The 19,048-nt window shown below is 74.9% G+C and carries 13 protein-coding genes; 3 read left to right on the top strand and 10 right to left on the bottom strand.

Going from position 1 to position 19,048, the window contains the following annotated elements:
• Nucleotides 1–37: 37 nt before the first annotated feature.
• The 10 genes from AB0O53_RS02230 to AB0O53_RS02185 are packed head-to-tail and all read right to left on the bottom strand — an operon-like array spanning nt 38 to nt 16,356.
• Complete coding sequence (locus AB0O53_RS02230; RefSeq protein WP_365192779.1) at nt 38–1,975, bottom strand: TOMM precursor leader peptide-binding protein; 1,938 nt, start codon at nt 1,973–1,975, stop codon at nt 38–40.
• Nucleotides 1,972–2,727, bottom strand: a complete 756-nt coding sequence (locus AB0O53_RS02225) for an ABC transporter permease (RefSeq protein WP_350989007.1) — start codon at nt 2,725–2,727, stop codon at nt 1,972–1,974. Before AB0O53_RS02225 ends, AB0O53_RS02230 begins: the two co-directional genes overlap by 4 nt.
• Nucleotides 2,724–3,710 carry an ABC transporter ATP-binding protein gene (locus tag AB0O53_RS02220; RefSeq protein ID WP_350989005.1) on the bottom strand — a complete coding sequence of 329 codons (987 nt, stop codon included), beginning with the start codon at nt 3,708–3,710 and terminating at the stop codon, nt 2,724–2,726. The genes AB0O53_RS02225 and AB0O53_RS02220 overlap by 4 nt, the downstream gene beginning before the upstream one ends.
• A 58-nt stretch (nt 3,711–3,768) precedes the next feature.
• The gene (locus tag AB0O53_RS02215; RefSeq protein ID WP_365192777.1) at nt 3,769–4,869 is read right to left on the bottom strand and encodes a peptidase M50; all 1,101 of its coding nucleotides are present in this window, start codon (nt 4,867–4,869) and stop codon (nt 3,769–3,771) included.
• Nucleotides 4,866–5,942, bottom strand: coding sequence for a lantibiotic dehydratase C-terminal domain-containing protein (locus tag AB0O53_RS02210; protein ID WP_403141616.1), 1,077 nt, complete (start codon nt 5,940–5,942; stop codon nt 4,866–4,868). Before AB0O53_RS02210 ends, AB0O53_RS02215 begins: the two co-directional genes overlap by 4 nt.
• Nucleotides 5,939–8,689, bottom strand: coding sequence for a lantibiotic dehydratase (locus AB0O53_RS02205; RefSeq protein ID WP_365192773.1), 2,751 nt, complete (start codon nt 8,687–8,689; stop codon nt 5,939–5,941). The genes AB0O53_RS02210 and AB0O53_RS02205 overlap by 4 nt, the downstream gene beginning before the upstream one ends.
• Nucleotides 8,690–8,703: 14 nt before the next feature.
• Nucleotides 8,704–10,263, bottom strand: coding sequence for a SagB family peptide dehydrogenase (locus tag AB0O53_RS02200; protein WP_365192771.1), 1,560 nt, complete (start codon nt 10,261–10,263; stop codon nt 8,704–8,706).
• 40 nt (nt 10,264–10,303) lie between these two features.
• Nucleotides 10,304–12,286, bottom strand: a complete 1,983-nt coding sequence (locus tag AB0O53_RS02195; RefSeq protein ID WP_365192769.1) for a TOMM precursor leader peptide-binding protein — start codon at nt 12,284–12,286, stop codon at nt 10,304–10,306.
• Nucleotides 12,276–14,576: a TOMM precursor leader peptide-binding protein gene (locus AB0O53_RS02190; RefSeq protein ID WP_350988994.1), complete on the bottom strand. Its 2,301-nt coding sequence runs from the start codon at nt 14,574–14,576 to the stop codon at nt 12,276–12,278. Before AB0O53_RS02190 ends, AB0O53_RS02195 begins: the two co-directional genes overlap by 11 nt.
• Nucleotides 14,577–14,634: 58 nt before the next feature.
• Nucleotides 14,635–16,356 carry an AfsR/SARP family transcriptional regulator gene (locus AB0O53_RS02185; RefSeq protein WP_365192766.1) on the bottom strand — a complete coding sequence of 574 codons (1,722 nt, stop codon included), beginning with the start codon at nt 16,354–16,356 and terminating at the stop codon, nt 14,635–14,637.
• Between the two features lie 580 nt (nt 16,357–16,936).
• Between AB0O53_RS02185 and AB0O53_RS02180 the strand changes: the two genes are divergently transcribed.
• From AB0O53_RS02180 to AB0O53_RS02170, 3 genes are all read left to right on the top strand, one after another.
• Entirely contained in the window at nt 16,937–17,599 is a 663-nt protein-coding gene (locus tag AB0O53_RS02180; protein WP_350988991.1) for a hydrolase, read from the top strand.
• Nucleotides 17,596–18,117 carry a DoxX family protein gene (locus AB0O53_RS02175; RefSeq protein WP_365192764.1) on the top strand — a complete coding sequence of 174 codons (522 nt, stop codon included), beginning with the start codon at nt 17,596–17,598 and terminating at the stop codon, nt 18,115–18,117. Before AB0O53_RS02180 ends, AB0O53_RS02175 begins: the two co-directional genes overlap by 4 nt.
• Before the next feature lie 84 nt (nt 18,118–18,201).
• Complete coding sequence (locus AB0O53_RS02170; RefSeq protein ID WP_350988989.1) at nt 18,202–19,032, top strand: alpha/beta fold hydrolase; 831 nt, start codon at nt 18,202–18,204, stop codon at nt 19,030–19,032.
• The last annotated feature ends 16 nt before the right edge of the window (nt 19,033–19,048 follow it).

The raw sequence follows: 19,048 nt of genomic DNA, 5'->3' as shown, positions 1-19,048 counted from the left end.
GTGCGGGGGACCGGGGCATCCGCCCGTCCGGGGCTTCCTACGGGAAGGGGTGCGGGACCCTGCGGACGTCGGCGTCGGCGAGGTCGGCCGACCGCAGTCCCGCCCGCCGCGGCGCGGTGCGCAGCCGCGGCAGGTACGGGGCGCGCTGCCGGGCCCAGCCGAAGTCGATCGGCAGCAGCCCCGGCACCACCGCGCAGACGGTGTGCAGTCCGATGCGCCGCTGCTCCGGGGTGGTCTGGTCGACGGCGATGACATCGTGTCCGGCGCGCACCAACTCCTCGACGACGCAGGCCAGATCGTCGCGGAGGTCCCCGGTGCGGGGCCGTCCGCGGTCCGTCCAGGACCGGTAGACCTCCTCCACGGGGCGCACGGCGACGGGCTCCCGGTAGGGCCCGACGTGCTCGGCCATCGCGGGCAGACCGTAGAGCTGGGCGTGGTCCTTCAGGTGCAGCACCTTGCCGAAGTCGGCTGCCATCGCCTCCAGTTCGTGCCGGCGCTCCTCTACCTGCCGGGGCAGGTGCGGGATGTAGGTGAGCACTTCCGACAGGGCGGCCTCCACCGCCGCCACCGGGTCGAGCGCGGCGCCCGCACCGAAGGAGAACAGTCCGGGGCCGCCGTCGCGCCGCACCGCGAGCCCGGTGACGACGGGGACCGCCAGGTCGATGCGGTTGTCGAAGGCGTGCACGTCGTAGCCCTGGAGCGCGGCCCGGTCGGCCATGGTGCGGACCGCGCTGCCCGGTACGCTCGCCAGGTCGATCCCGGTCAGCGGCAGGCCGCCGTACCAGGCGAGCAGGAAGGCGTCCCGCTCGACGAGTTCGAGCAGCGCGCCGAGCAGCGCCTCCTCGGGGCAGCTGCCGATGGCGCAGCCGTTGGAGCACTCGAAGACGAAGTTGTCGGCGGCGACGCCGGCGCTGTAGTGCACCAGCCGGGCCGGGACCAGGACCGGGCGGTCGTCGCGCAGCGAGTGCCCGTACACCCACGGGATGGGCCGCTCGGGGTCGAAGGGCGACACGAGCGGGTCGTCGCGGTAGGTCTCCGGCGCGTAGAACCCGCAGGCGGCCGGGTCCAGCGCCCGCTCGCCCAGTTCGGTGTAGCTGGCGGTGAGCAGGGTGTTCCCGGTGCGGCGGTGGGTGCCGGCGTACCGTTCCAGTCCTTCCAGGTGGGCGAGGTCGCGGCTGGCGGCGAAGCTGTTGGCCTGCCCGCTCCACGTGACGTCCGTCAGTCCCGCGTACCCGCGCATGAAGACGCTCCCCGCGACCGGGGCGGTGGTGGGCGAGGTGACGTTCTGCCAGGTTCCGCCGCCGAGCACGCCGGTCACCGGGTTGGCCAGCGCCGCGTACGGCATCGGGTACGAGGAGGCGGCGCGCAGCCGCTGCGCGCCTGGCTCGGGTTTGGGCCTGGAGGCGGGGGTGAAGGGCCGCGGCGCGTCGGTGCCGCGCGGCCCGCAGTCCGGGCAGAGCGGGTCGGCCAGCAGCGGGTACGTGCGGATGCGCAGCGTCTCCAGGTCCAGCCGGGACACCTGGGGCAGGGCCCGGTCGGCGGCCGCCCCGGCGGGCGCGGTGACCCGGCCGCCGTGGACGGCCTCGTGCAGCGCATGGACCGCGTCGAGCGCGTACGGGGACAGCCGCGGCCATTCGGGGCCGGTGGGCGTGCCGGGCCGGCGGCCGGTCTCCAGTGCGTCGCGCTCGCTGCGGCTGCGCAGCCGCTGGCGGCGCATGGCCAGGCACTGGCCGCACGCCGGTGCGCTGCCGTCGCCGCCCCACGGGCCGACGAGCACCTCCCGGGCGGTGAGGTGGACGGTGGCCCGCGGCCGGACGGCGGCGAACGGGTCGGCGGCGCGCGGCCCGAGGGCGTCGTGCACGCCGAGGGTCACCACGACGGCGCCGAGCGGCGCGAGCGCTTCGGCCAGGTGCCGCCGGGCCGATTCGAGGGGCGTCCCGTCGGGGGCGAGCGGACGGGTCGGGGTCGTCGTCATGTCCGGTTGCTCCAGCGGAAGGTCTTGAGCCCGATCGCACCGAAGAGGACGGCGAAGCCGAGGAGTGCCGCGCAGCCGGTGCCGATGGCGGCGAGGGAGCCGGTGCCGGTGAGGGCGCCGGTCGCGGCGTCGTTGAGGTAGCGCAGCGGCAGTACCCGGGAGACCGACTGCAGCCACGCCGGCATCATGTCGAGCGGCAGGAACGAGCCGGACAGGAACGCCATCGGCACCATCAGGCAGTTGGCGATGGCGGCGACGGCCTCCGGGGTGTTCGCGTAGGTGCCGACGATCACCCCGATGGCGAGGAAGGCGGTGATGCCCAGCACCAGGGCGGGCAGGACGAGCGGCCAGCGGCCGTCCAGGACCAGCCCGAAACCGGGGAGCATGGCCACCGCGACGAACACCGCCGCCTGCACCACTCCCACGGCCAGCGCCAGGACGTACCGCGAGGCGAGCACGGTCGTCAGCGGGGTCGGCGTCAGCCGGATCAGCCGCAGCAGGTCGTCGCGCCGCCACTGCATCAGGGTGAAGGCGATGCCGAAGACGGCCGCGTTGGCGACGCCCCAGGACATCACCCCGGGCGCGATGTAGGAGATGTAGGGACGTCCGGTCTCCTCGACGTCCTGCCCGCTGAAGATCAGGCCGAAGACGACCAGGAAGAGCAGCGGGAAGGCGAAGGTGAAGAAGAGGGTGGCCTTGTCCCGGACCTGGGCCCGGTAGCCGGCGGCGGTCAGGGCCGTGTACGCGCTCATGCCTGGTGCTCCGTCTGCGTGTGGGGGCCGGCCTGCGGACCGGTGGGTGCGGTGGGTGCGGTGTGCGCGGCGCCGGTGAGTTCGAGGTAGACGTCCTCCAGGGTCGCCGTCCGGGTCATCACCCCGTCCAGTCCGGTGAGGGCGTCGACGGCCTGGAGCACCTTGCCGGGCGCCGCGGTCTCCAGGACGAGGGAGCCGCCCTGGAGCACGGCCCGGTCCACGCCGGGCAGCGCCGCGGCCTCCTCCACGGCGAGCCGGCCCGCGGGCAGCAGCAGGCGCGAGGGGGCGCCGGCCGCGGTGACCAGGCGGTGCGGCGAGTCGAGGGCGGCGATCCTGCCGCCGACGAGTATCGCGACGCGGTCGCACAGCGCCTCGGCCTCGTCGAGGTGGTGGGTGGTGTAGACGATCGTGCGGCCCTGGCTCTTGAGGGCGCGCAGCACCTCCCACAGGTCGCGGCGGGCCTGCGGGTCCAGGGCGGCCGTCGGCTCGTCGAGGAAGATCAGCTCCGGTTCGTGGACGAGTGCGGAGGCGATGGCCAGGCGCTGGCGCTGGCCGCCGGAGAGGTTCTCCACCAGGACGTCGCGCTGTTCGGTCAGCCCGACGCTCTCCAGGGTGCGGTCCGCGGCGGCAGGGTCGCGGCGGTACAGGCCGGCGACGGTGGCGAGGTGCTCGCGCGCGCTCTGCCGGACGAAGAAGGCCGAGGCCTGGGTCTGTACGCCCATGCGGGGCAGGAGCGCGGTGTTGCGGGGCCAGGGGCTCTGGCCGAGGACGGTGACCGTGCCGCCGTCCGCCCGGCGCAGCCCCTCCATGATCTCGATGAGGGTGGTCTTGCCCGCTCCGTTGGGGCCGAGGAGCCCGAAGAACTCGCCGCGGCGCACGTCGAGGGAGACCCCGTCCACCGCCCGGCGGTCGCCGTAGCGTTTGTGGACGTCCTGGACGGCGATGGCCGGGGCGTCGGGCGGCTGGGTGCTGTCTGTCGTCATGGGTGGTGCGTCCCTCTGTGTCTGTCGTGCGGTGTGTTCGGGTCGGGTGGGGCGGGGTTCAGGTGGTGGCGGCGTACCAGACGGCTCCCGTCAGGGCGGCCGCCAGCAGCAGGACGAGCGCGGCGCTGCCGATGCCGTATCCGAGGTAGAGCCTCCTGGCGTGCGGCGGGTACGCGGCGGCGGCCGTCCGGTCGCGCATCCTGAGCCGGAGGTACCCCGAACTGGCGGGTGCCAGCCGGGTGACGCGCAGACCGTGGCCGAGCATCGTGTAGCCGTCCAGCGGGGGCAGCGGGATCAGGTTGACGAGGGCCTGGGCGCTGCCGAGGAGCAGCAGCGCGCCGAGCGTGCGCCGGGTGGGGTCGCCGTCCGCGGGGAGCGCCGCCCACCAGAGGCAGAACGGCACCAGGAACGCCAGGTTGGCGAAGGCGCCCGCGGCGGCGACCGCCAGCTGGTGCCGGCGGCGTTCCAGGAAGCGGTAGTTGTCGACGGTGCAGTACATGATGGCGACGGGCAGCCGCCAGCGCAGCCCGATCTCGCCCACGGTCCCGCCGACGTGGCGGGCGGCCACCCCGTGGGCGAACTCGTGCAGGGCCGTGCTCAGCCACAGGAGGGTGGCCACGGCCAGCAGCGGCACCGGCCGGCGCAGCAACCACCACAGGGACGCGGCGAGTTCGCCGAAGGACGCCGCGAGCACGGCCTCCATGGCGAGGCAGCCCAGGAGCAGGACGCCGAGCACCGCCGGGTGCAGGAGCGGGCGCAGGGCGCGGTGCAGCCGGGCCGTCGTGGCGTCGGCGTCCGCGACCAGGCGCAGCGTGCCGCGGAGCAGGCCGCCCGTGAGCGGCGGGCCGGGCGGGGCGGGCGCGGGCGGCGGCGGGCCGCCGGCGAGCAGCCGCCGGCTGCCGAGGAGGGCGAGCAGCTGCTGCCAGTTGCCCTCGCCGAGCCGCCGGCCGAAGGCGCGCCCGTACTCGGCGCCGATCTCCGCCAGGCTGCGGCTGCCGTCGAGCCGTGAGACGAGGAAGTGCTCCTTGGGCCCGATCTCGAACGAGGCCCCCGACACCGGGTCCTTGACCAGGTGCACGGTGGCCGGCCCGTCGAGGAGCGGCGGGGACAGCAGGATGTCGGGCCGCAGGGCGGGCCGGTGGTCCAGCAGCCCGGTCACGGTGCGACCGCCGTACCGCCGGCCGGGACCTCGCTCTCGCGCAGCACCCGCCCCAGCAGGTGTGCCAGGTACGCCTCGTCGCGGATGGTGACGTGCAGCCGGTTGTTGGTCATGTGCATGTACGGGGAGAGCAGCAGCGGCAGGGCCTGCGCGGGATCCGTCACCCGTTCGTCGCGGGTGCCGTCCCAGGAGCGGAACACGAGGTCCCCGGCGACGGCGAGGGCCTCGGCGCGCTCGCGCAGCTCCTGGCAGTGCTGCGCCCATCCGGCGAGGAAGGCGGGGAGCCGGCCGGTCTCCCCGGAGGCGAGCGCTGCGCGCACGGCGGCGAAGCGGCGGCCGAGCCCGGGCGCGGTCTGCCCGTAGGTGCGGTCGTACTCCTCGGACCCGATGAAGCCGGTGCCGGGAAAGGCCCCGTGCCAGAAGTCGTAGTACCGGTCGAGGTATCCGGCGAGCTCGTCCCGGTCGGGCAGGAACACGCCCGCCATGACCATCATCAGCTGGGCGGAGGTGCCCAGCAGCACGGTGCGCAGGTGCAGGTTCATGCGGTGCAGTGCGTCGATGACGAGGTCGCTGGAGCGGGCGAAGTGCCATTCGGCGAGTTCGACGCCGGCGGGGCCGCCGTACTTCCCGTACTCGGGCTCGTACGGCTCGCGGGAGAAGGAGTTGTTCGGCCGCAGGTTCATCCGGCCGTCGGGTCCCATGAAGGCGGCCCGGTCGCCCTCCGGGAACTCGATGTCGAACAGCGTGTTGTAGAACTCGTTGAGGAATCCGGAGTCGACCTCGTAGAGCGCCGGGCGAGCCTTGAGGAAGGCCGTCACGGCCTCCTCGGCGCGGCGCCGCACCTCGCCTTCCGCCTCCGGTGTGGCCGGGCGCAGCCGCAGCCGCACGTGCGGGCCCTCCAGCCAGTAGTTGATGAAGAAGTGTCCGGCGAGCAGTCCGTCGGCGGTGAGCCCGGCGATCAGCGGCCGGACGCACTGCACCAGCAGGGGCTGGGGGTTGGCGGCGTAGAAGACGTGCAGGGCCTGCCAGGCGCCGCGGGTGTCGGCGCGGGCGCCGGTGGTGGACGGGGTCATCTCGGACATCGCGTGCCGCCTTCCTGGTCTGCTTCTTCTTTGGTGGTGGTGAAGGTCTCGACGGCCAGTTCGGCGACGTGCGCGCCGCGCGCCGAGTGCACGTGCAGGCCTCCGGGGTCGGGGAGCACCTCCCGGAAGACCACCCGGTGGGCCGGGTCCCGCAGCAGCGTCTCGAAGGCCGCGAGCGACAGCAGGCTCGCGAAGTCGACGTGGCACGGTTTGGCCCCGGCGGCCGACGGCCCGGCGGACACGGTCGCGAACACCTGCTCCGGCAGGCCGTGGGCGCGGCGCCAGCGCTGCCAGTCGAGGAAGTGCCGGGCCTCCTGCGCCCCTCGGACGGGCAGGTCGCCGGCGGTGGTGGTCCAGCTGCGGCGGCTCAGCACCACGTCGCCGTGGACCACGCGGGGCCGGGTGGTCACGTTGTCGTGCGCGGCGCCCTCCGGTACGCCCGCCCACGGGTCGAGGGGTGACATCGACGACGGGGACAGCAGCAGGAGCGTGCGCGGGATCGCGGGGAGCGCGAGCGGCACCAGGTAGCCGAGGTAGACGGGGATCACCTCACGGCCCAGGCGGCGCGACCGCAGCACCACGCGCCCGGTGGCCGGCACGTGTTCGGCGTACAGGTCGTCCAGGTGGAGGCGCTGCTCCGGCGGGAGGGTGCCGCTCTCGCCGGGGCAGACGATCTCGTACTCGGTCAGCCGGCCGTGCAGGTTGAGGTTGGTGGTGACCGGGCCGCCCGTGACCTCGGCGAGGACCGCTCCGGGCGGGGTGACCGCGTGTGCCGTGGCCCGCAGCGCGTCGGAGAGGTCCGCGCCCGGTCCGTCGTAGGCGTGGGTGAAGCGGCTGAAGGGGAAGGACAGGCCGCCGTACGAGCGGTTCAGCACGGTCAGCGGGGTGCCGTCGGCGGGATCGCGGCCGAGCTGGAGGTGGTGGCAGCGCGGCGCGAACCGCGGTGCGATCGTGCCCAGTTCGTCCGCGACGGCCGCGAGGTCCTCTTCGCCCAGGTGCAGGACGGCCGCCGTGTCCGGGCCGCCCGCGTCCCCGTACGCCGTCCAGGCGCGCCGCATCCGGCCGATGAAGGCGCGGCGCGCCGTGTCCAGGGCGCGGATGCCCGGCAGGCCGAGCCAGTTCTCCTCCGCGACGTACTCGCCGCGCTCGTCGAAGGGCTTTCGCCGGGCGGTGAACGACAGGTACTGGTCGAAGAAGTCCTCGTGGAAGTCGTGCACCAGGCCCAGGAGGTCCTCGCAGCGGCCGCCTGACCCGTACCGGGCGGTGAAGAAGCCCTCGAAGGTGATCCGCTGGGCCAGCGTGAGGTCGAAGGCGGGCAGGATCCGCTCGACCGACCGCAGGGCGGTCCAGTCGCGCGGCGGGCAGGGCAGCTCGGTGCCGGCGCTCACGTCCTCGTACAGCAGGGTCTGCGGCAGGGCCGCGTCCGGTGCGCCGAGCTCCTCCTGGGCGCGGCGCAGGCCGCTGCGCAGCACCCGCAGCAGGTCGGCGCGTTCGGCGTGCCCTGCGGCCGGGTAGCCGGCCAGGGCGGCGGCGGGCGCCTCTAGCAGGGCGGCGAGCCGGTCGGCCCAGGGGCGCTCCAGCGAGGTCAGCGCCTGTCGGAAGGAGTGCAGCGGGTCGGCGCTGTGGACCTCGGTGTCGAGGCGTGGGACGTGCACCATGCCGAGCTGGAGGAGGGCGGCGACGTACGCCTCGCACTCCTCGGGGCCGGCGGCGTGCTCGGCGGCGAGCCAGTCGGTCAGTTCCCGGTGGCGCAGCTCGGGGCGTTCGGCGAACAGGCCGAGGAGCCGGTCCAGTGTGCCGCTGCGGCGCAGGAAGAACAGCCGGTCCTTGACCGCGTCGAAGGTGACGGCGGCCGCGTCGTCGCCCGCCGTGACCGAGCGCCGTACGTAGCGGATCCGGTCGTCCTCGTGGCCCCAGCCGGAGGCCAGGCGCAGCGGCAGGTCGCGGCGGCGCTGCGGGTCGGCCAGGATCAGCTCGGCGAGCCGGGCGAGGACGACGACGTTGAGCCGGACGTGGCTGCTCCACGCGTCGGCCACCCGCATCCCGTCCTGCGGCGCGCGGTCACCGGTGGCCCCGGCGGTGAAGCGTCCGGTGGCCACGGCGGTGAGGGTGCTGAACGGGCTCGTCTTGCAGGCCGTGCGGTACACGTACGACAGGAGGGCCCGTTCCGCCTTGCGGGCCCGTCCGTTCGGTACCCCTTCGGCGCGGGCGTACCCGTCGAGCTGCCCTTCGAGGACGGGCGAGGCCAGCAGCAGGCCGCCGCGCAGCCGCTCGTCGGCGGCCAGGGCGCGCAGGGCGGCCCGGTTGCGGGCCAGGTCGGCGGTGAGCAGGTGCGGTCCTTCGGCCAGGAGTTTGTCCAGCAGGCGGCGCCGGTGCAGCCAGCCGGCCAGTTGCTCGGCGGCGGCCTCGTCCACGGCGGCGACGGCCTCGACGGCGGTCTCGGTCGAGGTGTCGGGGCGGGCCGGCAGCCGGTCGTTGTGGATCTGGCGGCGCAGCCGCAGCAGGGCCCGGCGCTGGGCCGCGCCCGGGCCGTCCGGAGCCGGGTCGGTCGCGCCGACGGCCGCGTGGAGCACCTCTCCCAGCCGCTCGGCGCTCCGGCGCAGGCCGGCCTCGGCGCCGAGGACGTCCTCGGCCCAGCGGCGGGTGCCGTCGGCGCGCAGGGCGTCGACCGCGGACAGCGGGAGCCCGGCGACGCGCAGCATGAAGCGTTCGCCCGCTCGCCACTCGGTGGTGTTCATCGTTGTCGCTCCCTTCAGGCGATCTCGTGGCGGAAGTCGGCGGGCCGCGGGCGCTCGTGGCCCAGCAGCATGATCAGCAGGGGTGCCTCGTCGGTGCCGGTCAGCCCCAGCTCCTCGATGTAGGAGATGTTGTCGAAGCCGAGGGCCACCCCGGCGCCCAGGCCGAAGGCCGCGGCCGTGGTGTAGAAGGTCTGCGCGACGGCTCCGACGGTGCCGCCCACGAGCCGGTAGCCGCGGTCGCCGACGCGGTCCAGCACGGCGGTGGTGCGGACGGTCGGGACGAGCACCGCGCCGGCCTGCTCCAGGTTGTAGTTGGAGAGGAAGTAGGTGCGCTGGAGGAAGGATCCGGGCGGTCCCTCCTTGACCGGGCGCAGGGTGTGCGCGGCCGGGTCGTAGGCGTAGGCGCCGGGGGCGATGCCCTCGACGTGGTTGACGAAGGCGTACAGCGAGGTGAGGGAGGGGCCGCCCGGGCGCTCGGCCTCGGTCCCGTACCGGGTGGCCGCGCAGTCGGCCAGCGCGGCGGCGAGCTGCTCGGCTGCGACCGGCCGGGAGGCGTCGAAGCGGCCGAAGCTGCTGCGGCGTTCGCGCAGGGCGCGGGTGGTGGCGGCCGGCGGCGCGGGGGGAGGCGGCAGCGGCAGCGGCCGTGCGCCGCGGGGCGGGTGGGCGGCCGCCGAGTCCAGTGCTCCCGGCTCCGGACGGTCGGCGGCCCGCCCCTCGGTGGCCCGGTGGACGCGTCGCAGGGTCTCGAACTCCAGGACGCGGCGGGAGCGTTCGACGTCCCGGTGGCGCGCGGCCGCGCCCGTCGCCCCGCCCTCGCCGGACGGGGTCGGACCGCCCTCCCAGGTCAGGGGGACCACGGCGAAGACGCCCTCCTCCTCGGGGGCCGCGCCCACCAGCCGGGCCAGGCGCTCCTCGTCGAACCACAGCACGGGGTCGATCCGCAGCCCGTACTGCGCCGCCCACAGCCGCCAGGTCTGTACGAGTGCGCCCACGTCCATGCTGACGGCGTGGAAGGAGAAGCTGTTGTACTTGAAGGCGTTCTGCCAGTACTTGACGCCGAGGACGAGGTACTGCGTGGCCCTCCCGGCCTCGCCCGCGCCCGGGCCGAGGGCCGCCCGGACGTCGCCGGTGACGTCTCCCGTCAGCAGCCGGCGCAGCCCGTGCTGGTGCGGCGCGTAGTGGTAGAGGCCGGGGGTCAGCGGTCCGCCGGGGCCGGCCGCCCAGTGGACGGCCACCGGGTAGAGGCCGCCGCCCGAGGCGGTGCCCCGCGACCAGTTCGCGTGGGTGTAGTGCGGCAGCGCCGCCAGGTCGGTGTTGGCCTGGACCGCGAGGCGCCGGCCCGTGAGCCCGTAGGAGTCCCTCAGCATCCCGGACAGCAGCGGCAGGGTGAACCCGGGCGCGGGCAGCGGTGTCCGCGCCCGCGGGGGCGTCGCCGGCAGCGGGAGGGTCTCGGCGTCCGGGTGGAACTTGGCCTTGCGGGGCCGGTCCGCCCAGTCGGGGACGAAGTCGACGGGCTCCATCGGCACCCGGCCGCGGTGCATGATCTCGTGGGCGTAGACATGGGCGTGGCCCATGGGTCCTCCTGCGTTCGGATCGGACGCCGGCGGTGGCCGGTCAGGGGAAGGGGTGGGGTGCCGGGTTGAGGTCGGCGGGCTCCAGCGGGCGCTCGCGCAGACCGGCGGCGAACAGGCCGGTCCGCATCCGCGGCATGCCCAGCGCCCGCTGCCGGGACCACCCGAAGTCGATGGGGAGCAGCCCGGGGACGAGCACGCTCACGGTGTGCAGTCCGAGGGCCCGCTGTTCGGGCATCGTCTGGTCGACGACCACGACGTCGAAGCCCTCGGCCGCGACCGCCGACACGCACCGTTCCAGGTCGGTGCGCACGTCGTCGGAGGCGGGCGCGCCCCACGCGTCGGGCCACTCCAGCTCGGCGACGGTCCGCGGCTGTGCGCGGCCCGGGCCGCGCAGCAGGAAGTCGGCGTGCACGCCCATCTCGGGGATCCCGTAGACGAGCGGATGGTCGTGCAGTGCCGTGACCAGGTCGAAGTCGGCCGCCATGGCGCGCAGCCGGGCCTCGTCGCGTGCGGTGCGCCCGGGCAGGTTGACGGCGTCCGTGGCGATCTCGCAGAGCGCCGAGGCCAGGGCGGCCTCCGGATCGAGGCCGGCGCCGGCGCCGAAGCACATCCGGCCGGGGCCGCCGTCGAAGCGTTCGGCGACCGCCGTCACGACGGGAACGGGGAAGGTGATCCGCGTGTCGAAGAAGCGGGCCCGGTAGCCGTACATCGCCAGCCGGTCGACCATCGCCCGCGTCGCGGGCCGGGAGCTGCCGGCCGGGTCGATCTCCGGCAGGGGCTGGCGCCCGTACCAGGTGAGCAGGAAGGCGTCGCGCTCGACGACCTCCATCAGGCCGAAGTAGGCCGCCTCCGCCAGACTGCCGCCGGAGGCACAGCCGTTGGAGCTCTCCTGCACGAACCGGTTCTCCAGGCCCGGGGCGTGGTAGTACGTCAGGATCTCCGGAACCAGGCGGGGCGTCCGGTCCCGCAGCGACCAGCCCCACACCCAGGCGATCTGCCGGTCCGGGTCGAAGGGGCGCACGCGCGGGTTGTCCCGGTGGAAGGCCTCGCTGTAGAGGCCGACCTCCCGCGGGTCGACCGCGTCGGCGCCGAACCGGTTCAGCGAACCGGTGACGCTCGTGGTCCGGGCGCGGGCCCGCATCCCGGCGTAGCGCTCCAGGCCCTCCAGGACCCCCACGCGCGCGCTGCGCGCGAAGGAGTCCGTGTGCCCGCCCCAGAAGGTCTCGCGCAGGTACGCGCCCGAGCGCATGGAGAAGCAGCCGATGGTCGCGGAGGTGGAGGTGGAGGAGACGTCCTGGACGAGGGAGGGTCCCAGCGCCCCGCACAGCGGGTTCGCGAAGGCCGCCACGTCGATCCCGTACGACTCCACGGGGCGGGTGCGGAACACCCCGGGCCGGTGTTTCGGCGCGGGTGCCAGGTCGGGCACGGCCGCGGCGGCGGTGTCCGCCTGCGGGGTGGCGCAGACCGGGCACTCCGGGTCCGGGACCAGCGGGTACCGGCGTACGCGGCCGGTCCGCAGGTCCAGCAGCAGGACGTCGGGGAAGGCGCCGCCGGGCTCCGCTCCGTCGGGGCGGGGCTTCCGGGCGGCCGTGACCAGCGCGGCGAGCGCCGCGGCGGCGAAGGGGTGCGCGTAGGGCCACTCCCCCGCGGACCGGGTGCCGCCGCCGAGTTCGAGTGCGTCCCGCAGCGCCACGGACCGTACCGCCTGCCAGCGGCGTTCCAGGCAGCGGGCGCAGCCGCCGGTCGGTCCCACGACCGCCTGGTGGCCGTACAGGTGCACGGGCACGGTCGCGCCGTCGGCGGGCTCGGGGACGGGCCGGGTGAAGGCGTCGCCGAGACCGAGGGGGGTGAGCGTGATCCGGGGCCCGCCGAGCGCGGCGAGGTCGCGGTGCAGCCGCGCGGTGAAGCGGGCCGCCGCGTCGGGGCCGAGCGCGCCGGCCAGGCCGGGGCCGGAACCGGGGCGGGGGCCGGGGCTGGGGCGGGGGCCGGGGCGGGGGCCGGTTGTCGACTGATCAGTGGTCATCGCCCGGCTCCTGGGCGGTGGTCAGCAGCACTCTGGCGGTGTGGAGTCCGGCCGAGGCGAGGTCCGGGGTGCCGGTGGGGACGACGTAGGCGTCGCGGCCCGCCGCCCGCAGCCGGTCCAGCACTTCGGACCAGCCGGCGGCGGGCCGGCCGGCGTCGGCGGAGCGGGCGTGCGGCGTGGTGGTGAGGGTACGGGCGTCGAGGTCGGCGAGCAGGGGGTCACCGGTGTCGGCCGGTCCGCCGGGGGCGGCCTCGTCCCGCTCGAACTGCACGGCGCCCAGCAGGTCCCGCAGCGCGGCCACGGTCGCCGTCCGCCGGTCGAGTCCCGCGCCCACGGCCCAGCGCTCCCCGGCGCGGGCGAGCAGCACCTGGACGCCGGAGCGTGCGGCCTCACCGAGGTCGAGGAGCTCGACGGCCAGTCCGAGCCGGTCCGCCGACCGTACGAGGAAGACCAGTTCGGCGTCGTCGGTACCGTCAGGGCCGTCGGCGTCGTCCACCGTCGGTACGGGTACGGCCGCGGCCCCGCGGACCGCCCGCAGCAGGGCGTCGTGGGCCAGGGCGGACAGCAGGCCGGCGGCGGCCGCGTCGGCGGGCGAGGGTCCGGCGCCGGCGCCGGCGCGGGTACGCTCGAATAGGCGGTCGCCGTTGTGCGGGCCGAAGGGGCGGACGGCGCCCGCCGGTACGAGGGCGGGCTCCTTCGTGACGAGGGAGACGGCCCGCTGCCAGGCGGTGGCCGTACCGGGCAGGCCGGAGGCGATGGTCAGCGAGGCTTCCGCGACCGCGCCTTCGCCACCGGCCGTGACGGCGTACGCGGGGACGACGTGCTCGGCGTAGAGCACGGCCGCGGCGTCGAGGGCCCGCATCCGGGCCCCGGCGACGTGGTGGACGTCGAAGGCCGCGATCGCCCGGGTCCCCGCACGGCCGGTGCCGAACTCGACCACGCTCAGCTTGAGGGGGATCTGGGTCAGCGGCTCGTCGGCGTAGCGCGTGAAGACGCCGGTGTACGGGCGGACGAGCGCGGAGCGCCGGTTCAGCTCCTCCACCAGGGCGTCGGCTTCGCGTGCGGTGTCCAGGGTGGGCAGGGCGGGGACGGCGGCGGTGCCGGCCTCGGCGAGGTCCACGGGGGCCGCGGCCCGGTCCGCCTCTTCCGGGTCCGGGGAGCAGAACGGGCAGCGGGGGTGGGCGAGGAGCGGCTCGGCCGTCACGTCCAGGGACGCCATGTCCTGCACGATCACCTGGCCGGCGGTCTCGGCGGGCAGGGATCCGGAGGTGTGGCGGAAGACCTCGTAGCCCAGCAGGTTGCCGATCATCGCGGCCAGCGGCCGCCCCGGCTCCGGTCCGCCCGCGGCGGACCCGCCGGGCAGTGCCAGGGTGCTCCACAGCTCGGCCGCGGCGGAGCCGTCGCGGCCGGCGGCCGCCCCGAGCCGGAGCGCGGCGCAGGCCCAGCAGCCGGGGGTCCCGGACGTCATGAGCGGGCCGATCACGGCGTCGGTGCCGAACGACCAGGCCGGCAGGAGGGTGCGGCCGTCGGGGATCCCGGCACGCAGCAGGGGCAGCACGCGGGCGGGCGCGGTACGGCCTCCGGTGACGACCACGAAGTCGTAGTCGGACAGTTCGGACCAGGACGGCTCCCGGCCGGGGTCCGTCGGGAGCGTGCGCAGCTGCGCCGGGCAGCCGTCGGCGACGGCCTCGGCCACCTCCGCGTCGAGCTCGGGCGCGCCGGACGCGTCAGGGCCCGACGCGTCGGGGCCGGGCGTGTGAGGGCCGGGCGCGGGGGCGCTCAGGGCCGGTGTCACGCCGACGAGCGCGCAGCCGTTGCGTATCAGGCTCGACGCGCACCAGCGGGCGACGTCGTCGTCGCCGAGGACGGCCACGCGGGTGTTCCGGAAGCGGAGGAAGCGGGCTTCGGCGTCGTCGGCGTAGTGGTCGACGTAGGCGATCTGCGGGGCGTACCGGCGGACCACGTCGGCATCGGGCGCGGGCTCGCCGGCGGCGGGTCCGGCGGGCGCGGTGACGGGCCGGGCGAAGTCCCGTTCGTACAGCGTCCGGACCAGTTCGCCGACCATGGCCCGCTGCGCCTCGCCGAGGCCCCGGCACAGGTCGGCGACCGAGTGCTCGCCGGTGAGGTGGGGGACGATCAGGGTCGCGAAGCGGTACGCGGACTTGGCCGTGAGCCGGAAGCCGCCGTCCGCGTTGTGGAACAGCACGCCGTCGGGCGTCTCGGTGAACAGCACGTCCCGGCGGATCCGGGGACGGGTCTCGGCAACGGCTTGGTAGCTGGCGTGGGCCATGGGAACACCCCTGGGTGCGGTCTGGGCGGGAATCGGGGAGGAGCCTTCAGCGGTGGGGTCAGCGAGGTGCGGCCGTGGCCGCCGTCTCGTGCGTGCGCACGCGCCAACGCGCGTAGATGCGGAGCAGCGCGTGGAGGCGGTACGGGCCGGGTGGCCCGTCCTCCAACAGCCCTTCCTCCACGAGCTGTTCGAGTACGGACTCGCTCTCCCCGGCCCCCGGGTCGCCCGCTTCGGCGCTTTCGCCCAGCCGGAGGAAGGCCTCCCGCAGCGCGGGGGCGAGGGCGTCGAGGGCCTGCCCCAGCACCTCGGGGACGGAGAGCCCGGCGTCCTCCGCGAGCGCGAGCCGTGCGGGGGGATCCTCCGCGAGCCAGGCCGCGCAGTCCGCGACCGACAGACCGGGCCGGGTGAGCAGCCGCCCCGCCGCGATCCGCAGGGCGAGCGGGAAGTGGCCGCACACGGACGCCAGTTCACGGGTGGCAGCGGGCTCGGCCGCGATGCGTTCGGCGCCGACGAGCCCGGCGAGCAGCGCGTGCGCCTCGGCGGAGCGGAGCACGTCGAGGCGGTGCACGGCGCCGCCGTGGGTGGCGACGACCGCGGCCAGCTGGCGCCTGCTGGTCACCAGGACGGCGGCGTCCTCGGCGGCGGGCAGCAGCGGCAGCACCTGCCAGGCGCCGGCCGCGCCGTCCAGGACGACCAGTCGGCGGCCGGGGGCCGGCCCGGGCATGAGCCGCGCCGCCTCCTCGACGGGGACCGGGGTTCCGTCGGGCCGGGCCAGCTGGAGGGTGAACACGCCGCCGGGGAAGGACTCCTGCACCTCGTGGGCGGTCTGGCGGGCGAGCGCGGACTTGCCGATGCCCGGCGCTCCCGAGACGACGACCAGGCGCGGTCCGTCGGCGGCGGTGAGCCGGGCGGCCATGGCCCGGCGGTCGGCGTCGCGTCCGGCGAAGGCGGGGACGGGCGGCACCGCCCTGGGGGGCCGGGAGGGTACGGACGCGCCGGCGGGCAGCGCGGCCGGTCCGGCCGCGGCCGCCACCGCGGCGCGCGCGGGTTCCGGCGGGGCGGGCGCCAGCTCCTCGGCGCGCAGGATGGCGAGTTCGAGGCGGCGCAGCCCCGGTCCCGGGTCGATGCCGAGTTCGTCCCGCAGCCGGTCGCGGACCGTGCGGTACTCGGCGAGCGCCTCGGCCTGCCGTCCGGTGCGGTAGAGCGCCTCGACGAGCTGCTCGGTGAACCGCTCGCGCACCGGGTGCCGGCGTGCGCTCTCGTAGAGGTCGACCAGGACCTGATGGCAGTTCCCGGCGGCGAGTTCGAGGTCGCAGACACGTTCCAGCACCCGCAGCCGCTCCTGTTCGAGGGCGGGCACCGCGTCCTCCTGGAGCATGCGGGAGGCCACGTTGGCGAGGGGCTGCCCCTGCCAGAGGGTGAGTGCCTCGCGCAGCCGGTAGAGCTCCTCCCCCGGCCCGCCCGCCGATCCGGCGCGGGCCGCGAGCGCGCGGAACTGGACGAGATCGAGGGTCTCGGTGTCGCAGTGCATCCGGTATCCGCCGGGGACGGCCTCGATGGTGGTCGCGGATATGCCGTACTTGGCGAACAGCCGGCGCAGCCGGAGGACGCACGTCTGCAGTGCGGCGCGTGCCGTGGCGGGCGGTTCTTCGTCCCATACGGCGCGCAGCAGGTATGCGGTGGACACCACCGTGTTCGGGTGCAGCAGAAGTGCGGCGAGAAGACTGGTCGGCTTGGACGGTTTGAGAACGACGGTTTCCGGGCCGTGCGCAATGCTCAAGGGCCCCAAAAGCTGGAACCGGATGATTGATCCCCCGTGTCGGGACACGCATTCCCCCAATGGGGAGCGTGGCGGGGGCGGTGATCTGCCGGTTCTCCGGGGCCGTCACACTCCGGAAATAGTCCGGACCAAACCCGAAGCCGCCGTCCGCCCCCCGTTGGGCGGTGAATAACTGGAACACTACATAACGGATCTTGCGGAAGTCGAGCCGACGGAAGGCCCATTTCCTTCCGTCCGACTTTTTCTCCCTTCTCCGTAACCTGGGCGCTTCGCGCAGTTACCGCCGGTTCGTCAAAAACGTTAAGCGGTAAACGAATTACCGTGGGGCGCCATCCAAGCACGATGTCGTGATCCAATTAAGGTGCATATCACGCCACTGAAATGGCCGATCCTCACCCTTGTCACGGGCTCCGCTTCCCGGCCTTCCGGAAGCGGCGGTGCACGGGTGGGCAAGAGGCCGGGCACGGACGGGCAACCGGGCCGATCAGAGCCGGCCTACGGTGCCGGGGCGGCCGACCGGGAGTAGCTCCAGCAGGCCGCTTCCGCTTCTGATTCCGCCCTTTTCCGAGAGGACACCCTCGTGTTCGACATCGCCCAGGTCCACGCCGCCCCGAGCGCGGACCTGCTCACGCCCGACAACTCGGTCATGCTCTTCATCGACCACCAGCCGCAGATGTTCTTCGGTACCGGGAGCGGCGACCGTGCCGCGATCATCAACAGCACGGTGGGCCTCGCGAAGGCGGCCCGCGCGTTCGACGTCCCGGCCGTCCTGACGACCGTCGCCGCCGAGTCCTTCTCCGGACCCCTGCTGCCGCAGCTGGCCGCCGTGTTCCCCGGCCACAAGGCCGTCGACCGCACCAGCATGAACGCCTGGGAGGACGAGGCGCTGGTCGAGGCGGTCCGGGCCACCGGCCGCAAGAAGATCATCCTCTCCGGTCTGTGGACCGAGGTCTGCCTGGTACTGCCCGCGCTGTCCGCGCTCGCCCAGGGGTACGAGGTCTACGTGGTCACCGACGCCTCCGGCGGTGTGAGCCCGGCCGCCCACGAGCACGCCCTCCAGCGGATGCTCGCCGCCGGCGCGGTCCCCGTCACCTGGGTGCAGGTCCTCCTGGAACTCCAACGCGACTGGGCCCGCTCGGAGACCTACGGCGCCGTCATGGAGATCGTCAAGGAGCACGCGGGGGCGTACGGCCTCGGCGTCGTCTACGCGCAGGCGGTCATCGGCGCGCACGCGGCCGGATGACCTCCCCGGACACCGGCCTGCTCCTGCTGCGGCTGCTGGCGGGCCTGCTCATCGCGGGCCACGGCGTGCAGAAGGTCAGCCGGCGCCTCGGCGGGCGAGGACTCGACGGCGGTGCGCGGGAGTTCCGCGCCGACGGGTTCCGCGGCGGGGCCCTCACCGCCCTCGCGGCCGGCGGCGGCCAGATCGGGTCCGGCGTGCTGCTCGCCGCCGGACTGCTGACCCCGCTCGCCGCGACCGGGGCCATCGGGGTCATGACCGTCGCCGTCACCGTGAAGTGGCACAACGGCCTGTGGGTGCAGAACGACGGCTACGAGTACCCGCTCGTGCTGATCGGCACCGCCGCCGCCCTGGCCGCCACCGGCCCCGGCGCCTGGTCCCTCGACCGCGCGCTCGGCCTGCCGCCCTACCCCCTGTGGTGGACCGTCCTCGTGCTCGCCGCCGGCGTCGGCAGCGGACTGCTCACCCGGCTCGTCCTGCACCGCGCCCCGGCCGGCGCTCCGCGCGCGTCCGCGCCGTAGCGGGCACACCGGACCGCACCGGACTCCGCACTCCCCTCCCGCATGCCCCATCCCACATCCCCCATCCCGCACAGGAGCACATCCATGCCCCACATCGAGGTCGCGGAGGGCAACTCCGCCCCCGTCCGGCTCCACTACGAGGACCACGGCTCCGGCCGCCCGGTCGTGCTGATCCACGGCTGGCCGCTGAACGGCGCCTCCTGGGAGAAGCAGACCGCCGCCCTGCTCGCCGCGGGCCACCGGGTCATCACCTACGACCGGCGCGGCTTCGGCCGCTCCGACCAGCCCGCCGAGGGCTACGACTACGACACCTTCGCCGCCGACCTCCACGAGGTCCTGACCGCGCTCGACCTGCGCGACGCCGTACTCGTCGGCTTCTCGATGGGCACCGGCGAGGTCACCCGCTACCTCGGTACGTACGGGTCCGAGCGGATCGCCAAGGCCGTCATGATCGGCGTCGTCCCGCCCTTCCTGCTCAAGACCGAGGACAACCCGGCGGGCGTCGAGGGCGAGGTCTTCAAGGGCATCGAGGAGGCCATCCGCGCCGACCGGTTCGCCTTCATGACCGATTTCCTCGCCGACTTCTACAACGTCGACGTACTGGGCGGCGAGCGGATCAGCGAACAGGCGGTCAGGGCGAGCTGGAACGTGGCCGTCGGCGCCTCCGCCAAGGGCACCCTCGACTGCGTGCAGGCCTGGCTGACCGACTTCCGCGCGGACCTCCCCCGCATCGACGTGCCCACGCTGATCATCCACGGCGACGCCGACCGCACCCTGCCGATCGACTCCACCGCCGTCCCGCTGGCGCGCAGCATCGCCGGCGCCCGGCTGGTGACCGTCCCCGGCGGCCCGCACGGCCTGCTGTGGACCCACGCCGACGAGGTCAACGCGGCCCTGCTCGCCTTCCTCGGCTGAGCGGGTCCCGCTCCGG

This window comes from Streptomyces erythrochromogenes (genome assembly GCF_040684695.1).
Taxonomy (GTDB): Bacteria; Actinomycetota; Actinomycetes; order Streptomycetales; family Streptomycetaceae; genus Streptomyces; species Streptomyces erythrochromogenes_C.
Note: the sequence above shows the minus strand (reverse complement) of the source record. Positions and strands in the feature narration are given on the sequence as shown.

What these genes read in the sequence shown, in the direction of transcription:
- AB0O53_RS02230 (WP_365192779.1), bottom strand. Translation starts at nt 1,975, where the DNA reads ATGACGACGACCCCGACCCGTCCGCTCGCCCCCGACGGGACGCCCCTC.
- AB0O53_RS02225 (WP_350989007.1), bottom strand. Translation starts at nt 2,727, where the DNA reads ATGAGCGCGTACACGGCCCTGACCGCCGCCGGCTACCGGGCCCAGGTC.
- AB0O53_RS02220 (WP_350989005.1), bottom strand. Translation starts at nt 3,710, where the DNA reads ATGACGACAGACAGCACCCAGCCGCCCGACGCCCCGGCCATCGCCGTC.
- AB0O53_RS02210 (WP_403141616.1), bottom strand. Translation starts at nt 5,942, where the DNA reads ATGACCCCGTCCACCACCGGCGCCCGCGCCGACACCCGCGGCGCCTGG.
- AB0O53_RS02205 (WP_365192773.1), bottom strand. Translation starts at nt 8,689, where the DNA reads ATGAACACCACCGAGTGGCGAGCGGGCGAACGCTTCATGCTGCGCGTC.
- AB0O53_RS02200 (WP_365192771.1), bottom strand. Translation starts at nt 10,263, where the DNA reads ATGGGCCACGCCCATGTCTACGCCCACGAGATCATGCACCGCGGCCGG.
- AB0O53_RS02195 (WP_365192769.1), bottom strand. Translation starts at nt 12,286, where the DNA reads ATGACCACTGATCAGTCGACAACCGGCCCCCGCCCCGGCCCCCGCCCC.
- AB0O53_RS02190 (WP_350988994.1), bottom strand. Translation starts at nt 14,576, where the DNA reads ATGGCCCACGCCAGCTACCAAGCCGTTGCCGAGACCCGTCCCCGGATC.
- AB0O53_RS02175 (WP_365192764.1), top strand. Translation starts at nt 17,596, where the DNA reads ATGACCTCCCCGGACACCGGCCTGCTCCTGCTGCGGCTGCTGGCGGGC.
- AB0O53_RS02170 (WP_350988989.1), top strand. Translation starts at nt 18,202, where the DNA reads ATGCCCCACATCGAGGTCGCGGAGGGCAACTCCGCCCCCGTCCGGCTC.